Origin of the sequence: Yersinia pekkanenii, from assembly GCF_001152565.1 — a bacterium.
Lineage (GTDB): Bacteria > Pseudomonadota > Gammaproteobacteria > Enterobacterales > Enterobacteriaceae > Yersinia > Yersinia pekkanenii.
This window is the reverse complement of record NZ_CQAZ01000001.1, coordinates 123,832-141,949: the sequence shown is the minus strand read 5'-3', so window position 1 is coordinate 141,949 and position 18,118 is coordinate 123,832. Positions and strand designations below refer to the sequence as shown.

Genomic DNA, 18,118 nt, shown 5'->3' with positions numbered 1-18,118 from the left:
AAAGATTGAACGAATGACGGTGTTTGTGGTTTATTCGTTCAATCTCAAAGACCCAATATTTCTTTCACAAAAGGAATAGTCAGCTTACGTTGCGCGGTAATCGATGCCCGATCAAGTTGATCCAATGTCATAAACAGGGTGCGCATTTCCCGATCCAGCCGTTTTAGCAAAAAGCGGCCAACATCTTCCGGCAATTCAAAACCACGCAATTTAGCGCGCAACTGTAAAGCTTGTAATTTCTCATCATCTGACAGCGGCTGTAATTTATAGATTTGCCCCCAATCAAGGCGCGACGCTAAATCAGGCAAACCAAGGTTGAGCTGCCGGGGCGGGCGATCACCGGTTATCAATAAACGAGTGCGGCCGGTTTCGACAATGCGATTATAGAGATTAAATATCGCCATTTCCCACTGTTCATCGCCAGCAATACACTCAATATTATCAATGCAAACCAGCGCTAGCTGCTCCATACCATCCAGCACTTCCGGCACAAAATAAGCGCGCTTATCCAGTGGGACATAGCCCACCGCTTCACCTTTTTGCGATAATTCAGCACAAGCGGCATGTAACAAATGACTGCGGCCACCGCCTTCGCGCGACCAGAAATAGATATAACTGCCATGGGGCTGATGAACAGCAGACTGGATCGCAGCGAATAGGGACGGATTCTCCCCCGGATAGAAACTGGCAAAAGTTTCATCATTGGGAAGATAAAGTGGCAGTGAAAGCTGTGCCGGCGTATTCAGAAGCACCTCAACCAACAAAACGGGCAGGAATCGTGGCAAGCTTACCATAAAAAGCTACAACAGCATAACAACCTGATCTTAGGCGAAAAAATGGCCGAACAGACATTGGACTGATTCATAGACAACAACGGCCCGGCCAGATATCACGTCTATTTAAGTACCGACTCTTCTGCTGCTGCGTCGATGATTTCTTCTTCCGGGCGAATCAAACTGATCACTTTAAACAGCAGGCTCAGGCCGATACCGACAACTGTCGCCAGCGCCATGCCTTTCAGTTCAGTTGCGCCAATATTCACTTTCGCGCCACTCACCCCGATGATCAGGATAACCGAGGTTAAGATCAGGTTTTGTGCTTTGTTGTAGTCAACTTTTGATTCGATCAATACGCGGATACCAGACGCGGCAATAACACCGTACAGCAGCAGTGAAACGCCGCCCATAACTGGCACCGGTACCGCCTGAATAGCTGCCGCCAGTTTGCCAACACACGACAACATAATCGCCAGAATCGCAGCACCACCGATAACCCAAGTGCTGTAAACTCGGGTTATCGCCATGACACCGATATTCTCACCGTAAGTCGTATTCGGTGTGGAGCCGAAGAAGCCGGATATCACCGTCGAAATACCGTTGGCAAACATTGAACGGTGCAGGCCCGGATCTCGAATCAGATCTTTTTTCACGATATTCGCGGTTACCACCAGGTGCCCGATATGTTCGGCAATGACCACCAGCGCCGCTGGCAAGATGGTCAGAATAGCGAACCACTCAAAACGTGGGGTATAGAAAGTCGGTAAGGCCAACCAATGCGCGTTGCTAATCGGGGTTAAATCAACCACACCCATCACGAATGACAAGGCATAACCGACCAACACACCAATCAGAATAGGAATAATGGCGAAGAAGCCACGAAACAACACCGATCCCAGGATGGTCACACCTAAGGTTACCATTGAGATAATGATGGTGGATGAATCAACCGTTACCCCTTCGGCGGGCAGTAACCCGGCCATGCCAGCAGCAACACCGGCTAACTCAAGACCGATTACCGCGACAATCGCCCCCATCGCCGCAGGTGGGAATATGACATCCAGCCAGCCGGTACCGGCTTTTTTCACAATCAGCGCCACCAAACAGAACAGCACACCGCACATGATAAAACCACCCAGTGCGACCTCATATCCCAACGGTAATAACAGCAGTACCGGTGAAATAAACGCAAAACTTGAACCCAAATAAGCCGGAATTTTACCCTTACAGATGAACAGATAGAGCAAGGTCCCGATGCCGTTGAACAGCAGCACCGTGGCTGGGTTAATTTTAAACAGAATAGGAACTAAAACTGTGGCACCGAACATGGCGAACAAATGTTGAAAACTTAGGGGGATCGTCTGGAGCAGCGGTGGGCGTTCGCTGATGCCAATGGTGCGACGGCTCATTTTCTCTATCCTCTTCAATGGTGTGATTTACGCTAAAAATTATTCAAAAAAAAAGCCGACTATTGAGTCGGCTATCTCAAGGTTATTCCAGTATGCGGTAATGAGCGCAGGCAGTTTGGACACGGACAGCGCACAGAAACCGGAGCGTACACCATGACCTTGTAAATCATGATAACGTGAGGATTTCGAGCACTGCCCAGGTTCAAAATAGCAAGCGAATAGCATAATGGTGTGACCTTTTATTTCGTTCCGAAAATCTTATCCCCGGCATCACCCAATCCTGGAATGATGTAACCCTGTTCGTTCAGGCACTGATCGATGGAGGCGGTATACAGCTCTACGTCTGGATGCGCTTCTTCCAGCGCTTTGATCCCCTCCGGTGCGGCGACCAAGACCAGTACTTTAATGCTCTGGCAGCCAGCGTTCTTCAGCAGATCGATAGTCGCAATCATCGAACCACCGGTTGCCAGCATGGGATCAACAACCAACGCCATGCGCTCGTTGATATCAGCCACCAGCTTCTGGAAATACGGTACCGGCTTGAGTGTCTCTTCATCACGATAGACACCCACCACACTAATGCGGGCGCTGGGTATATTCTCCAATACCCCTTCCATCATACCTAAACCAGCACGCAGAATGGGTACCACCGTAATCTTCTTACCTTTAATCTGTTCAATCTCAACCGGCCCGTTCCAACCTTCGATAGTCACCTTTTCAGTTTCCAGATCGGCGGTTGCCACGTAAGTTAGCAAGCTCCCCACTTCAGATGCTAGCTCGCGAAAACGCTTCGTGCTGATATCATTCTCACGCATCAAACCAAGTTTATGTTTTACTAGCGGGTGTTTCACCTCAACGATCTTCATTATTTTTCTCCTGGTTAGGCGGTTGACGGCCAAAAAAAATCGCGAGATTATACCGCCTTTTTTTTTGAAAACCACAATGAATAGCCTGATTAAGATCAATAGAAAATCATTATTAAGTCAAGCAAGCTAAAAATCAGCGGGATATCACAAGCTACTCGCAAACGTTTGCCTGCGCTGTTAGAATTGTCGCGTTTTATTCCTAATACCCAAAATAATTGGAGTTGCAGGTAGGCGGCAAGCGAACGCATCTCGATAAGCTTACTCAAGTAAGTGATTCGAGTAAGTGAACGTAGCCAACAACCCTGCGGCTTCAAAGATGAAGGGATAAGCTTAAACAGCCAACCGCCGTGGGGACCTCGCAGTGACCAACAAAACCTCTCTCAGCTATAAAGACGCAGGTGTCGATATCGATGCCGGCAATGACCTTGTTGATCGCATAAAAGGTGTGGTTAAACAGACCCGCCGCCCAGAAGTGATGGGGGGATTGGGTGGGTTCGGTGCCCTGTGTGCTTTGCCACAAAAATACCGTGAACCTATTTTAGTTTCAGGCACCGATGGCGTGGGCACCAAGCTGCGTCTGGCAATGGATCTGAAACGCCACGATACCATCGGTATCGATTTAGTGGCCATGTGTGTCAATGACCTGGTGGTTCAGGGTGCAGAACCCCTGTTCTTCCTTGACTACTTTGCCACCGGTAAACTGGATGTAGATACGGCCGCTAGCGTGATTACCGGTATCGCCGAAGGGTGTAAACAATCCGGTTGCGCACTGGTCGGTGGCGAAACCGCAGAAATGCCGGGCATGTACCATGGCGAAGATTATGACGTTGCTGGCTTCTGTGTTGGCGTGGTCGAAAAATCTGAAATCATCGATGGCAGCAAAGTTACGCCAGGTGATGTACTGGTTGCCTTAGGTGCCAGTGGCCCGCACTCCAATGGTTACTCGCTGGTTCGCAAAATTCTGGAAGTCAGTAATACCCATCCAGAGCAGATCCAGTTGGAAGGTAAATCGCTGGCTGACCATTTGCTGGAACCCACTAAAATCTATGTAAAATCAATTCTTAGCCTAATTGAAAAACTTGATATTCATGCGATTGCTCACCTAACCGGCGGCGGCTTTTGGGAAAATATTCCCCGCGTGTTGCCACAAGGGATGCAAGCGGTTATTGATGAAGCCAGTTGGCAGTGGCCAGCCATCTTTAGCTGGTTGCAGCAAACCGGTAATGTCAGCCACCACGAAATGTATCGCACCTTTAACTGTGGTGTCGGCATGGTTGTCGTCCTGCCTGCGGAATTAGCGGATAAAGCGGTTGAATTACTGACAGCCTCTGGCGAAAAAGCCTGGAAAATCGGTGTCATCGCTGCAGCAGAGGAAGGCGCAGATCAAGTCATCATTAATCAATAATATTACCGATTAGTCATATCGCTATTTTTTAATGTAAACATTGACGTCTATACCTAAAGTTATTGGAGTTGCAGGTAGGCGGCAAGCTAACCCCCTGCAACTTCAAGTACGAAGGGTATATGAAAAAGATAGTGGTTTTGGTCTCAGGCCAGGGAAGCAATTTGCAAGCACTGATCGACGCCCAGCAACAAGGGCGTATTTCAGGCACTATCAGCGCCGTGTTCAGTAATAACCCTGATGCTTATGGGTTAGAACGTGCTGAGCGGGCGGGCATTGCGCACCATGCAATAGATGCCAAAGCCTATGCTGACCGCGCCAGTTTTGATTTGGCATTGGCGCAAGCCATTGATCAGTATCAACCTGATTTACTGGTGCTAGCCGGTTATATGCGTATTCTCAGTGCGGCGTTTGTTCAGCACTATGCGGGTCGAATGCTCAATATTCATCCGTCACTATTGCCGAAATACCCCGGCTTGCACACCCACCGCCAGGCCGTGGAAAACGGCGATCTGGAGCATGGTACCTCGGTGCACTTTGTCACTGAAGAGCTGGATGGTGGCCCGGTTATCCTGCAAGCTAAAGTACCGATTTTCAGTGATGATACCGAAGAAGACGTCGTCGAAAGAGTGCAAACTCAGGAACACAGCATTTATCCGCTGGTGGTTGGTTGGTTTACTGATGGCCGCCTGACCATGCGGGATAATGCCGCCTGGCTTGATGGTGAGCGCTTACCTGCTCAAGGTTACGCGGCAGAGTAAAAACAGCTATTCATGCCGGTTGATTAAAAGCGCTGCCATTTTAGGGTGAGCGCCTTTTTAATTCCCTTGTGCTTACACCTCATGCTAATAGTATAATTTCCATGGCAGCAACCGCTGTCGCATTATGAGGAATAAGCATGTCTACCACTAGCAGCGTCAGGTTACGTCCTCTGGAACGGGATGATCTGCCGTTTGTTCATCAGTTAGATAACAATGCCAGCGTGATGCGTTATTGGTTTGAAGAGCCTTACGAGGCATTTGTCGAACTGTCTGATTTATATGATAAACATATCCATGACCAGAGCGAACGCCGCTTTATTATTGAAAGTCAGGGGACAAAAGTCGGTCTGGTCGAATTAGTTGAAATTAACCATATTCACCGACGTGCTGAGTTTCAGATTATTATCGATCCGGCTCATCAAGGTAAAGGCCATGCAGGTATGGCAGCAAAATTGGCGATGGAATATGGTTTTTCGGTACTGAATCTGTACAAACTGTATTTGATTGTGGATAAAGAAAATGAGAAAGCCATTCATATTTATACAAAATTAGGCTTTGAAATAGAAGGTGAATTGAAGCAAGAATTCTTTATCAATGGTGAATACCGCACAGTAATCCGTATGTGCATTTTCCAGCCGCAATATTTGGCTAAATATAAAACACCATCGATAAAGAGTGCTTAATCTTCTGTTGGGGCCATCTGGCCCCAATCTCGCCCCTCAGAAGTTAACGCAATAAACCGGTTCCAGAGATTGAGATGAGAAAATACCATGTCACGCCAACAAAGATAATAATGGGAAATCCGCTCTCAATGCTAAATCCATCAGCGCCTGTTTAAATTGTTGGCTGGTGCTATCTATAGATTCGCTACAAGCATGGTAAGAATAAATGATATTAATGACATCAACTTCTGTTAGTTGTTGATTCTTATTGGCATGGGCGCTGATTAATGCTTTCAGATAAAAATAGTCAATAACATATAAATTAAACGAAGCCGTTGCCGGTAATGCATCGGCCATCGCTAATTGATTATGATGAATACGATAGAGAAAATAATTACGCAATATTGACGTATGCTGAGAGAAAAAGGGTAACGCATATTCACACCAGGCATCAGTTAATAGTTGCTTGGCTTGATAACGCTCAGCTTGCCCATTGATGAAATAGCTCAGTAAGGTATTAGTATAGACCGAAAGCCTTTTTTTCCCGCGGATATCCGGCAGATTGGTCATAAATCGTCGCAGGCAATCCAATAACTCACCACGGATGACAGGATCGGGTTCTACAGTCATTAACGCACGGGCAGCCTTTCCCGCAACCATAGCCGAAATTAACCCAGTGCGCAGGCCGTCAATCTCAACCATCTTAATTTTGCCCACATCATTACAGCGTTGGTAGTCCTGTAAAAAACGATTTATCGTCCAAAGGTTTTCTTCAATATTCGGTTGTGGGTTCGCTGCAATCGCCGCACAGGCACGATTGGCTAATCGCTCTTCGGCCACAATATCTGCTGCTTTATAATAGTCATATTGATCAATAGTAGAAAAACGCAACGTTAATGCATCAGTCGAAAATAATACCTGACGGGTTACCTCAGGGCAGGAAAGTGACATGCTTTTAATTTTTTGATTCTTATAAATATGCTCAATCCGAGGGTAGGTTGCACAACGATTACTCAGCGCATTAACACCTGCGTGTTTATAAATTTGACATAGCCGCTGCTCATCAAGAAATGGACAATTCCCCTCGCTATCAGGGTTAATATTGGCCCAGGATGCCAGACTGGCTTGAGTAACAGAAATCTGCGTGACAGCAATACGTTTAATCTCTGAATAAGGGCTTTTGATATATTTCTGATAGCGGTTTCTATCAAGAGTGACATTCTGGCCGTGGCAGCAGTGCTCACGACATGCTGATCCGACACAGCTAAATGTCTCCATAAAATCCGGCTGAGTTATCAATAGCTCTTTCACTTAATGCTTCCATTCAATAGTCACTTAAATAACGAGCGGCACATGAAAGTGTAAACTTAAATTGTGAAAGATAAATCAGGCAAACACCTTGGAAGCTTTCGCTATACCCAATGGCTCATTAGCCGTAACGCCCGGTAATATAATCTTCGGTACGACGCTGATATGGCGAAGTAAATAACGCATCAGTATCGTTATACTCCACCAGCTTCCCCTGATGAATAAAGGCGGTATAGTCGGAGACCCGCGCCGCCTGCTGCATGTTATGGGTAACCAGAACCACCGTGTACTGCTGTTTTAGCGTGGTTATCAGCTCTTCAATGGTTAAGGTCGAGATAGGATCCAGTGCCGATGTCGGCTCATCTAGCAATAACACCTCTGGCTCAATAGCAATGGCTCTGGCTATCACCAAACGTTGCTGCTGGCCGCTAGAGAGACGAAAGGCATTTTCCCGCAGCCGGTCTTTGACTTCATGCCACAATGCCGCTGCGCGCAATGAACGTTCAACCGCATCGTCCAGCACTCGTCGGTCGCGGACCCCTTGTAAACGCAGACCATATACCACATTTTCATAAATTGATTTTGGGAATGGGTTAGGCCGCTGGAACACCATGCCGACCCGCCGACGCAATGTGGCCACATCGGTGGTTTTATCGGTAATAACGTCCTGCCCCAGGCGAATTTCACCCTCAAGGCGACAGTTATCCAGCAAATCATTCATGCGGTTAAAACAGCGCAATAATGTGGATTTGCCACAACCGGACGGACCAATCAGTGCGGTAACCCGATGCTTAGGCACATTCAATGAAATATCGTGCAACACCTGTTTGTCACCATAAAATAAATTGAGTTCTTCGACCGCCAGTGCCGTTTGCTCGTGAGTCAGTTGCTGCACATCCAGCAGCGGCAGCGAATCGGGTGTCAAGATTGCCATATTTTGTCCTGCGGGTTAACAAGTTCAGTCACACCATCAAACCTCGGTATTTTTCACGCAAATGATGGCGAATACCAATAGCGGCCAAATTAAGGCCAACCACAATGAGCACCAGCAGTAACGCGGTGGCAAACACCAGTGGACGGGTAGCCTCCACATTGGGGCTTTGAAACGCCATATCGTATATCTGGAAGCTTAAATGCATAAATTTACGTTCTAAATGCAGGAATGGGAAGATACCATCCACCGGTAATAGTGGGGCAGATTTTACGACGCCAACCAGCATCAAGGGTGCGGTTTCACCCGCGGCCCGTGCCACGGCTAAAATCAACCCGGTAATCATTGCCGGGGCCGCCATAGGCAGCACAATATGCCATAAAGTCTCTGCCTTGCTGGCCCCCAAGGCCAGCGAACCTTGCCGCAAACTGGCCGGAATGCGCGATAAACCTTCTTCAGTGGCAACAATCACCACCGGCAACGTCAGCAAAGCGAGCGTTAACGCCGCCCACAACACTCCCGGCGTGCCAAATGTCGGGTTGGGGAGTGCCTCAGGATAAAACAGTTTATCCAGTGAACCGCCTATCAGGTAAACAAAGAAGCCGAGGCCAAATACGCCATAAACAATCGATGGCACACCAGCCAGATTCACCACCGAGATACGGATCATCCGAGTCAGCCAGTTTCTCCCTGCATATTCATGCAGATAAACTGCCGCAATCACCCCCAATGGCATAACGACGATAGACATCAGTATCACCATCAGAACCGTACCAAAGATAGCAGGGAAAACACCGCCTTCGGTATCGGCATTACGCGGATTTTCAGTCAGGAATTTATCAACTTGTGCCACCCAATGACGCAGTTTTTGCCCGAAACTCATCTCATTGGGATACCAGGCGCGGTTGATCTGGCTCAGTGACAGTGAGTGAATTTGCCCATTCATATCCCGCAATAGTAAAGTGTAACGGTTTTGCTCGGTTTGCAGGCTACGCAACTTCTCCTGCATGGCCTGATGGCGGCGCTGTAACTGCCCCCACTCAGCTTCAATATCGTCTTGCGATTTGCTGTCAAGATCACCGGTTATTTGCAGGCGTTTTTTCTGTAGCCGCAACGCCTCGAACTGCTGATTGAGCATGTTCATCTGGCGGAACTGAATATCGTTCGACTGTCTGACCAGGCCCTGAATGATAGGAAGGCGTTTTTGCAGTTCCTGAGCCAAATTATCACCCACTAATGGCTGGCCGTTGTCCAACATTCCGGCGAGAAACCCGTAGGCTGTGCCATTATGCTGACGATCCAGTACCAGCAAGTCTTTAGGCTGAATGCGCTGTTGGATATCACTGTCCAGTAACCGACGAAAATCCAGCCCTTGAACCTCCCGGTTACCGGTTTTAATCAAATAACGGGTCACCGTCTCACTCGCCTGTGGCGGTAAAATAACCCCAGACTGTTCTAACTGCTGGCGAGGCAGAGACTGCTGTTGATAAATTTCGCCAATCACCTTAACCGGGCCAGCCGCAGGTTGTTTGAGTTCAAATAGATAGACCGGGGCGGGCCAGAAATAGCGCATCCCCTGCCCAACCAACAATAATACGATGCCCAACAACGCCAGTAGACTGATACTCACGGCACCGGCAGTCAGCCAGATCCACGGAGAACCGGAGGCAAACCATTTTTTGGTCGAACCCGAGGTTACCGCGCCAGAGGTTACCGCGTTAGAGGCTTTAAACTCAGTGTTCATTATGCGGTCCGCTCCATTTGATAGCGTTCACGCAACCGCAGGCGGATAGCCTCTGCCAGGGTATTCACTAAGAACGTGAAGCAAAACAGCACCAACGCCGTCAGGAACAACACCCGATAATGCCCGCTTCCGACCACCGCTTCCGGCATTTCAATGGCAATGTTAGCCGCCATCGCCCGCAGCCCCTGAAAAATACTGCCATTGATAATCGGCGTGTTACCGGTCGCCATCAGTACAATCATGGTTTCACCCACTGCACGGCCAAAACCAATCATCAAAGCAGAGAATATACCGGCATAAGCCGAGGGGAGTACCACCCGAACCAAGGTCTGCCACGGGGTAGCGCCCAGGGCCAACGAGCCTTGGCTTAGTGACGGGGGCACACTGAACAACGCATCCTCCGCCAGCGAGAAAATAACCGGGATCAGAGCAAATCCCATGGCGACACCCACCACCAGAGCATTGCGTTGGTCATAGTTGTCACCCAACCATTCATGTAACGGCAACCCTAGCGCCCACAGCGATAACTGCGGCCCTAACCATAATGCCAACCACCCCGTCAACAGAATAACCGGCAACAGTACCATCACATCCCAGCCTGCGGGTAACTGCCACTGGGCCTTTTCTGCCAAACGAGAGCTACCCCAGCCACACAATAAGATGGCCAATGCCAGTAACGGGGGGAGCAACAGAATGCCCACCAGATAACGTTCAATCACCGGAGCCAGCCAAATACCGGCAATCAAACCGATCACTACCGTCGGGAATGCACCCATCATCTCAATGGCCGGTTTAACCACCCGACGCCAGCCAGCCGACATAAAATAGGCGGTGTAAATAGCGCCAGCCAATGCCAGCGGTACAGCAAATAACATGGCATAGCCAGCCGCCTTTAATGTGCCAAAAATAATCGGTACCAGGCTGAATTTAGCCTGATAGTTCTCTTGTGCAGAGCTTGATTGCCAGATATAGGCCGGTTCAGGGTAATTTTCATACCACACCCGTTGCCACAAGCTACGCCAACTGATATCCGGATAGCGGTTATCCAATTGGTAAGCAGACCAACCGGCGGCATTCTCCACCAGCAAACTATCGCCCCAGGGAGAGAAAGCAGCATGGCTAATACCATCGGCCAATTTATGTTGCAGTAGAGGTGATGACTGGATACTGGAAAAGAGTGATAACTCACCTTTAGGCGACAATGAAGCGAATACCCGACGCATGTTTTCGGTGGCCAATAAGCCTTTACTTGCTGGGGTAAAACTGCGAATAGAGGTTAAGTGAAATAGGTTGTCTTGTTTTTGCTGTACATCGAACCATTGGGTTAATTTGCCATCCGGCGATTGCACCAGCAGCGATGTTCCACCCGCCAGCAAAGAAAGAGTCAATGGCTGGTCTGATACAGGTTTATCATCAAATAACGATACGACCTCACGCAACCTGGGCTCAGGGTCGAATTGATAGATATACAGTTGGTTGCCAGATAATTGATAAAGTAAACGCCCGTCAGCCGCCAATAGAAGTTGATCGGTTTTCTTCGGTACATCAGTCAGTTCAGCGAGCTGTTGCCCCTGCTCAGTAAACTTACCGGCCAGTAAGCGGCCATCATCGGTAACGGCGGCAATGGCAAATTGCTGTGGTTGCGATTCAGCCAAAACCAAATGGTGCAGGCGCTGGCCTTTCAAATCCATCACCCGCGGTTGATCACCCAGCGGAAATTGCCAGCGTGGCGGAGTGGCCGAAAAATCAGGTTGCAGTAAAATAAAACGACCATTATTGAGGCCAGCACCATACAGAGGCTGCCCACCCGCCGCACGGCTGATGGACACCGGCGGTGGTGATAATACTTGTTCGCTTATCAGGCTACCTGCCGGAGATCCCCCTTGAGTATTGAGCCGAATAAAGTACCCTTTGCCCTGGTTATCAATGCGATACCCCACCAGCCCTTGAATATCAACGCCGAGCGCAACAGTCGGGGCACTGCGTTTGACCGCAAACTGATTATGCAAATTGATAGCGACAGGTTTAAACAAGGGGAATACGGCATACAACAAATAGAAGAAAATCAGCATTAACGTCAGCAACACTAGCATGCCACTGCCAGTCACCATCATGCGCACCAAAGAGTCAATGACAGCCCGGCGTTTGTCTCTCCCTGATGGTGTTACTGTGCCCGTTCGCGGCATACTCTTCGATTGCCTCATGCTCTACGCCATATCCGTCTATGGTTACTGTAATCAAATCAATTGCGTCTATACCACTAATGTATAGCCAGATGACCGAGCATCTTATGTCAGTTTTGTGGTGTTTGCATGACAATGTTGATGGTACTTATCTGACAATATCTTTGGACGTTAACTAATGATATCTGTTGGACTTTCTTGTCAATCTTTCGCAATAATGATTATGGACACTAAATACTCCCACAATAATCTTACTGGAGTTGCAATGGGTCAGGAAAAGCTCTACATCGAAAAAGAACTCAGCTGGTTATCTTTTAATGAGCGGGTATTGCAGGAAGCAGCGGATAAGAGCAATCCACTCATTGAGCGGATGCGGTTTCTTGGCATTTACTCCAATAATCTGGATGAATTCTACAAAGTCCGTTTTGCCGATCTGAAACGGCGCATTTTGATTAGCGAAGAGCAAGGCTCTGCCGTGACTTCCCGCCATTTGCTGAAAAGAATTCAGAGCAAAGTGGTGAAAGCCGATCAAGAATTTGACGGGCTATATAATGATTTATTACTGGAGATGGCGCGCAATCAGATCTTCCTGATTAATGAGCGGCAGATTTCCGAGAATCAGCAAATCTGGTTGAAGCAATACTTTAAACAGCACCTGCGCCAGCACATCACGCCAATCCTGATCAACCATGACACCAATCTGGTGCGATTCTTAAAAGACGATTACACCTATCTGGCGGTGGAAATTATCCGCGGTCAGCAAATCGCCTATGCCCTGCTAGAAATTCCTTCAGATAAAGTTCCACGTTTTGTTAATTTGCCGCCGGAAGCCCCTCGCCGACGCAAGCCAATGATATTACTTGATAATATATTGAGGTATTGCCTTGATGAGATCTTTAAAGGCTTCTTTGATTACGATACGCTGAATGCCTATTCCATGAAGATGACCCGTGATGCCGAATATGATTTGGTCACTGAAATGGAATCCAGTCTGCTGGAACTGATGTCATCCAGCTTGAAACAACGCCTGACGGCAGAACCGGTGCGCTTTGTTTACCAACGCGATATGCCCGATGAGATGGTGGAATTACTGCGTAACAAGCTGGGCATCTCTAATGATGACTCAGTCATCGCCGGCGGCCGTTACCACAATTTTAAAGACTTTATCAGCTTCCCGAATGTCGGCAAAAGCAATATGGTTAACCGGCCAATGCCCCGCCTACGCCATATCTGGTTCGATAAATTCCGCAACGGTTTTGATGCCATCCGCGAACAGGATGTGCTGCTGTATTACCCATATCATACCTTTGAACACGTATTGGAATTACTGCGTCAGGCATCATTCGATCCGAGCGTATTAGCGATTAAAATCAATATTTATCGGGTCGCCAAGGATTCGCGCATTATCGAATCAATGATCCATGCGGCCCATAACGGCAAAAAAGTCACAGTGGTGGTGGAGCTACAAGCGCGCTTTGATGAAGAAGCCAACATCCATTGGGCTAAAAGCCTAACCGCTGCCGGTGTACATGTTATTTTCTCCGCGCCGGGCCTGAAGATTCATGCCAAATTATTCCTAATTTCCCGCTTGGAAGGGGACGAAATCGTCCGTTACGCCCATATTGGCACCGGTAACTTTAACGAGAAAACAGCCCGCCTTTATACCGATTATTCGTTACTGACGGCGGATGCCAGGATTACCAATGAAGTACGGCGGGTATTTAACTTTATTGAAAACCCTTATCGCCCGGTCAAATTTGATAATCTAATGGTGTCACCACAGAACTCGCGCTTGATGCTGTATCAATTGATTGATCAGGAAATTATTCATGCTCAGGCCGGTGAAAGCGCCGGTATTACCCTGAAGATAAATAATTTAGTGGATAAAGGCTTGGTAGATAGGTTATATAGCGCTTCCAGTGCAGGGGTAAAAATCCGGTTATTAGTGCGTGGTATGTGTTCGTTAATCCCAAATATGCCTGGGATCAGCGATAATATTCAGGTTACCAGTATCGTTGACCGCTTCTTAGAGCATGACCGGGTGTACGTCTTTGAGAATAAAGGCGACAAACTGGTGTATCTCTCTTCCGCTGACTGGATGACCCGGAATATTGATTATCGTATTGAAGTCGCAGTCTCGTTGCTGGACCCAAGGTTAAAGCAGCGGGTACTGGATATTTTAGAGCTGTTATTCAACGACACGGTAAAAGCCCGTTATATTGATAAAGAACTGAGTAATCGTTATGTACCGCGTGGCAATAGGCGCAAAGTACGTGCACAGATTGCCATCTATGATTATTTAAAAGCGCTGGAACAACCAGACGCATCGAGCTAAAAATATGCCGCTATCCAACAATTCAACGACCACCAAACCGCAGGAAATTGCCGCCATTGACCTGGGTTCTAACAGTTTCCATATGGTGATTGCTCGCGTCGTCAACGGCGCTTTGCAGGTTTTAGGCCGCCTGAAGCAGCGAGTGCATCTGGCTGATGGTTTAGACCATAATAATATGCTCAGCGAAGAGGCCATCGAACGGGGTTTAGCCTGTCTGGCACTGTTTGCCGAACGTTTACAGGGTTTTTCACCGGACAACGTGTGTATCGTCGGCACCCATTCGCTGCGGCAAGCAGCTAACGCGGAAACCTTCCTCAAGCGCGCTACTGCGGTTATCCCTTACCCGATAGAGATCATTTCTGGTCAGGAAGAGGCTCGTCTGATTTTTATGGGAGTAGAACATACTCAGCCGGAGAAAGGTCGCAAGCTGGTCATTGACATTGGTGGCGGCTCCACCGAGTTGGTTATTGGTGAAGACTTCGAACCACTGCTGGTAGAAAGTCGTCGCATGGGTTGCGTCAGTTTTGCTCAACAGTTTTTCCCGCACGGTGAGATAAGTAAGGCCAATTTCAAACGTGCCCGTTTGGCGGCAGCACAAAAACTGGAAAATCTGGCATGGCAATATCGGATCCAAGGCTGGCAGTACGCACTGGGGGCCTCTGGCACCATTAAAGCCACCTACGAAGTCTTGGTGGCAATGGGCGAGAAGGACGGGTTGATCACCCCGGAACGCCTCGAAATGCTGGTTGACCAAGTGCTGCAATTCAAACACTTCTCTGCCCTGAATTTGCCGGGATTATCGGAAGATCGTCAATCCGTATTTGTGCCGGGTCTGGCTATTCTGTGTGGTGTATTCGATGCATTAGCAATCAAAGAGTTACGGCTATCTGACGGTGCACTGCGTGAAGGTGTGTTGTATGAGATGGAAGGCCGTTTCCGCCATCAGGATATTCGCCAGCGCACAGCCAAAAGCCTGGCCGAACACTATAATATTGACCGCGAACAGGCCCGTCGGGTACTGGAAACCACCGAACAGCTTTATACCCAATGGATGGCACAGAATACCAAGCTGGTACAGCCACAACTTGAAGCACTGCTTAAATGGGCCGCAATGCTACATGAAGTCGGCCTGAGCATTAATCACAGCGGGATGCACCGTCATTCAGCCTATATTCTGCAAAACACCAACTTGCCGGGCTTCAATCAGGAGCAGCAATTGCTATTGGCAACCCTGGTCCGTATGCACCGTAAAGGTATTAAGCTGGATGAACTGCCACGCTTGAATTTATTCAAGAAAAAATATTATTTGCCGTTAATTCAGTTATTACGCTTGGCTACACTACTGAATAATCAACGTCAGTCGACCACCACACCGGAAAGTCTGCGTCTGATGACCAATGACGGCCACTGGACCTTGCGTTTCCCGGCGAATTTCCTGACACAAAATAATCTGGTGCAACTGGATTTTGAACGTGAACAGGCTTACTGGGATGATGTGGTAGGCTGGAAGCTTATCATCGAAGAAGACGAAGAAAACGACGCGCCGAAAGAGGCCGAGGTTGTTACGACCAAAGAGTAATCAGAAAGAATCCCGATGAGCTTACTCAAGTCAGTGATTCGGGTGAGTGAGAGCAACTAACACCGCTGCAGCGCCAAGTAATAAAGGGGTTTACCCAAAGATATTGGTGTTGCAGCAAGGCAGCAAACGAAAGAATCCCGATGAGCTTACTCAAGTCAGTGATTCGGGTGAGTGAGAGCAGCTAACACCGCTGCAGCGCCAAGAGCGAAGGGTTAATAATGAGAAAAAGACCGTCCACACAGCTAACAAAAATTATCCTACTGGTGAGTTTTCTCATTCTATTTGGCCGTTTATTATATGCGGCGATCGCGTCTATTTCTCATCATCAGGAGCGTAGGGGATCGCAACAGCTAGAGCTGACGGTGGAAGGCGAGCCTCCGGGCCCCCATGAGACCGACCTCAGCCCCTAGATTTTAGTGCTCATCACCCCTACTCGCACCCGCTACATCTCCCTATAGCCAAGTAATTGGCGTGGCAAGTAGGCTGCAAGCGAACCACCCTGCGGCTTCAAATACGTTGGGTATAAAGGACACACTATGCCAGTACCAATAATCCCTGGGCCACTTTCCGCCGTGATAAAAAACAAAGCTAAAAATAATGCTAAAAAACTGGCAGAAATACGCAACCGGATACTTTCCCTATTACTGAATAATAAAGCCTTGATTGACGGCATTCTTGGTCGCGAGGAAGAACGGGAAAAGCTCAGTAATGAGCAATTGTTAGAACAAACGTTAGAGATCAGAAACCTGCTCGATAACCTACACGCAGCAGACCTCGCCGACTTACTGGAAGCCTTGCCCAATGACGAACGCTTAGCATTGTGGCGGTTAGTCAAAAACGAGAAACGTGGTCAAACACTGGTTGAAGTCTCTGAAACCGTGTGGGACACCCTGATTAAAGAGATGAGCGATAAAGACCTGTTAAAAGCCATGCGCCCCTTGCATGTCGATGAACAGGCTTATCTGGCTGAATACCTGCCACGTAATCTGATGGGCCGCTTACTCACCTCACTGGATCCGGATCAACGAGCCCGCGTGCGGGAGGTTATCCAGTATGGCCGCGATACTGTTGGTCAGATGATGGATTTCGAACTGGTCACGGTGCGGGCCGACGTGGCTCTGGCAACCGTGCAACGCTATTTGCGTTACCGGAAAAACATCCCCGATGCCACAGACAAAATCTTTGTTATTGACCGCAAAAATACCTTACTCGGTGAGCTACCACTGACCGCTATTCTGCTCAACTCACCAGATGCCAAAGTGTTTGAGGTGATGGAGAGCAACCCAATCACTTTCCAACCAGAACAGAAAGCGGAAGATGCGGCGGGCGCATTTGAACGTTATGACTTAATCAGTGCCGCAGTTATTGATGCCAAAGGCAAACTGATGGGCCGCATAACCATCGAAGAGATCGTTGACGTCGTCAACGAAGAGAGCGATACCACCCTAAGACGGATGGGGGGCTTGAGTCCGGAAGAGGATGTGTTCTCCCCAGTAGGTCGCGCTGTCCGCACCCGCTGGTCATGGCTGGCAATCAATCTCTGTACCGCTTTTGTGGCGTCGAGAGTGATCGGTTTATTTGAACATACCATCTCACAGTTAGTGGCACTGGCAGCATTAATGCCGATTGTGGCCGGTATTGGCGGTAACACCGGTAATCAGACTATCACCATGATCGTGCGCGCCTTGGCACTGCACCATATTCAGCAGGGCAATGTAACCTTCCTGATGTTCAGAGAATTAGGTGTGGCGCTGATTAATGGCCTGGTCTGGGGCGGCATTATGGGGGTTGTCACCTATCTGTTATATGGCGACCCGGCAATGGGCGGCGTGATGACCTTGGCAATGATGCTTAACTTGTTAATGGCAGCGATGATGGGCGTTATTATCCCAATGACCATGGCCCGTTTAGGCCGTGATCCGGCTATCGGATCCAGTGTGATGATCACCGCCATCACCGATACTGGCGGATTTTTCATCTTTCTGGGACTGGCCACCATATTCTTGGTCTAATGCTTATATAATAAAAAACCATTAATTGAGCACTGGGTAAAGGCCCCCTCTCCGACAGTGCTCATCTATACTAAATATATTGAATGTAGCCGTATTTTAAAGACGAAATATTTTTATGTGATGGATTTTCCCTATCATAATCCGAATCTT

The 18,118-nt window shown here is 48.3% G+C and carries 14 protein-coding genes; 7 read left to right on the top strand and 7 right to left on the bottom strand.

The window, feature by feature from the left end; translation table 11 throughout:
* Positions 1 to 44: 44 nt before the first annotated feature.
* The 3 genes from hda to upp all read right to left on the bottom strand — a co-directional run bounded on the left by hda (position 45) and on the right by upp (position 3,051).
* Positions 45 to 752, bottom strand: coding sequence for a DnaA inactivator Hda (hda, locus tag AEP37_RS00590; RefSeq protein WP_049608482.1), 708 nt, complete (start codon positions 750 to 752; stop codon positions 45 to 47).
* A gap of 143 nt (positions 753 to 895) precedes the next feature.
* Positions 896 to 2,185: a uracil permease gene (gene uraA / locus AEP37_RS00585; protein WP_049608258.1), complete on the bottom strand. Its 1,290-nt coding sequence runs from the start codon at positions 2,183 to 2,185 to the stop codon at positions 896 to 898.
* Between the two features lie 239 nt (positions 2,186 to 2,424).
* Entirely contained in the window at positions 2,425 to 3,051 is a 627-nt protein-coding gene (gene upp / locus AEP37_RS00580; RefSeq protein WP_049608254.1) for a uracil phosphoribosyltransferase, read from the bottom strand.
* Between the two features lie 361 nt (positions 3,052 to 3,412).
* Here upp and purM point away from each other — a divergent pair, with 361 nt between their 5' ends.
* The 3 genes from purM (at position 3,413) to speG (ending at position 5,897) form a co-directional block, all read left to right on the top strand.
* A complete protein-coding gene (gene purM / locus AEP37_RS00575; protein ID WP_049608250.1) occupies positions 3,413 to 4,456 on the top strand; it encodes a phosphoribosylformylglycinamidine cyclo-ligase in 1,044 nt (347 codons plus the stop codon).
* A 119-nt stretch (positions 4,457 to 4,575) separates the two neighbouring features.
* A complete protein-coding gene (gene purN / locus AEP37_RS00570; protein ID WP_049608247.1) occupies positions 4,576 to 5,214 on the top strand; it encodes a phosphoribosylglycinamide formyltransferase in 639 nt (212 codons plus the stop codon).
* Positions 5,215 to 5,351: 137 nt separating this feature from the next.
* Positions 5,352 to 5,897, top strand: coding sequence for a spermidine N1-acetyltransferase (gene speG, locus AEP37_RS00565; protein ID WP_049608244.1), 546 nt, complete (start codon positions 5,352 to 5,354; stop codon positions 5,895 to 5,897).
* A gap of 90 nt (positions 5,898 to 5,987) precedes the next feature.
* On the opposite strand, the gene fliB is transcribed toward speG, so the two are convergent.
* The 4 genes from fliB to AEP37_RS00545 form a co-directional block, all read right to left on the bottom strand.
* A complete protein-coding gene (fliB, locus tag AEP37_RS24460) occupies positions 5,988 to 7,187 on the bottom strand; it encodes a flagellin lysine-N-methylase (protein ID WP_072086214.1) in 1,200 nt (399 codons plus the stop codon).
* Between the two features lie 118 nt (positions 7,188 to 7,305).
* On the bottom strand, positions 7,306 to 8,118 hold the full coding sequence (gene pstB / locus AEP37_RS00555; RefSeq protein WP_049608241.1) for a phosphate ABC transporter ATP-binding protein PstB: 813 nt from the start codon (positions 8,116 to 8,118) through the stop codon (positions 7,306 to 7,308).
* Positions 8,119 to 8,146: 28 nt separating this feature from the next.
* Positions 8,147 to 9,859: a phosphate ABC transporter permease PstA gene (gene pstA, locus AEP37_RS00550; RefSeq protein ID WP_049608238.1), complete on the bottom strand. Its 1,713-nt coding sequence runs from the start codon at positions 9,857 to 9,859 to the stop codon at positions 8,147 to 8,149.
* Positions 9,859 to 12,045 (bottom strand): ABC transporter permease subunit, encoded by a 2,187-nt coding sequence (locus AEP37_RS00545; protein WP_049608235.1) that lies wholly within the window; start codon positions 12,043 to 12,045, stop codon positions 9,859 to 9,861. Before AEP37_RS00545 ends, pstA begins: the two co-directional genes overlap by 1 nt.
* 262 nt (positions 12,046 to 12,307) lie before the next feature.
* Here AEP37_RS00545 and ppk1 point away from each other — a divergent pair, with 262 nt between their 5' ends.
* The 4 genes from ppk1 to mgtE all read left to right on the top strand — a co-directional run bounded on the left by ppk1 (position 12,308) and on the right by mgtE (position 17,968).
* Complete coding sequence (gene ppk1 / locus AEP37_RS00540; RefSeq protein WP_049608232.1) at positions 12,308 to 14,377, top strand: polyphosphate kinase 1; 2,070 nt, start codon at positions 12,308 to 12,310, stop codon at positions 14,375 to 14,377.
* 4 nt (positions 14,378 to 14,381) lie between these two features.
* Positions 14,382 to 15,956, top strand: a complete 1,575-nt coding sequence (gene ppx, locus AEP37_RS00535; RefSeq protein WP_049608229.1) for an exopolyphosphatase — start codon at positions 14,382 to 14,384, stop codon at positions 15,954 to 15,956.
* Between the two features lie 218 nt (positions 15,957 to 16,174).
* Positions 16,175 to 16,366, top strand: coding sequence for a YfgG family protein (locus AEP37_RS00530; RefSeq protein ID WP_049608227.1), 192 nt, complete (start codon positions 16,175 to 16,177; stop codon positions 16,364 to 16,366).
* Between the two features lie 126 nt (positions 16,367 to 16,492).
* Positions 16,493 to 17,968, top strand: a complete 1,476-nt coding sequence (gene mgtE, locus AEP37_RS00525; RefSeq protein WP_049608224.1) for a magnesium transporter — start codon at positions 16,493 to 16,495, stop codon at positions 17,966 to 17,968.
* The last annotated feature ends 150 nt before the right edge of the window (positions 17,969 to 18,118 follow it).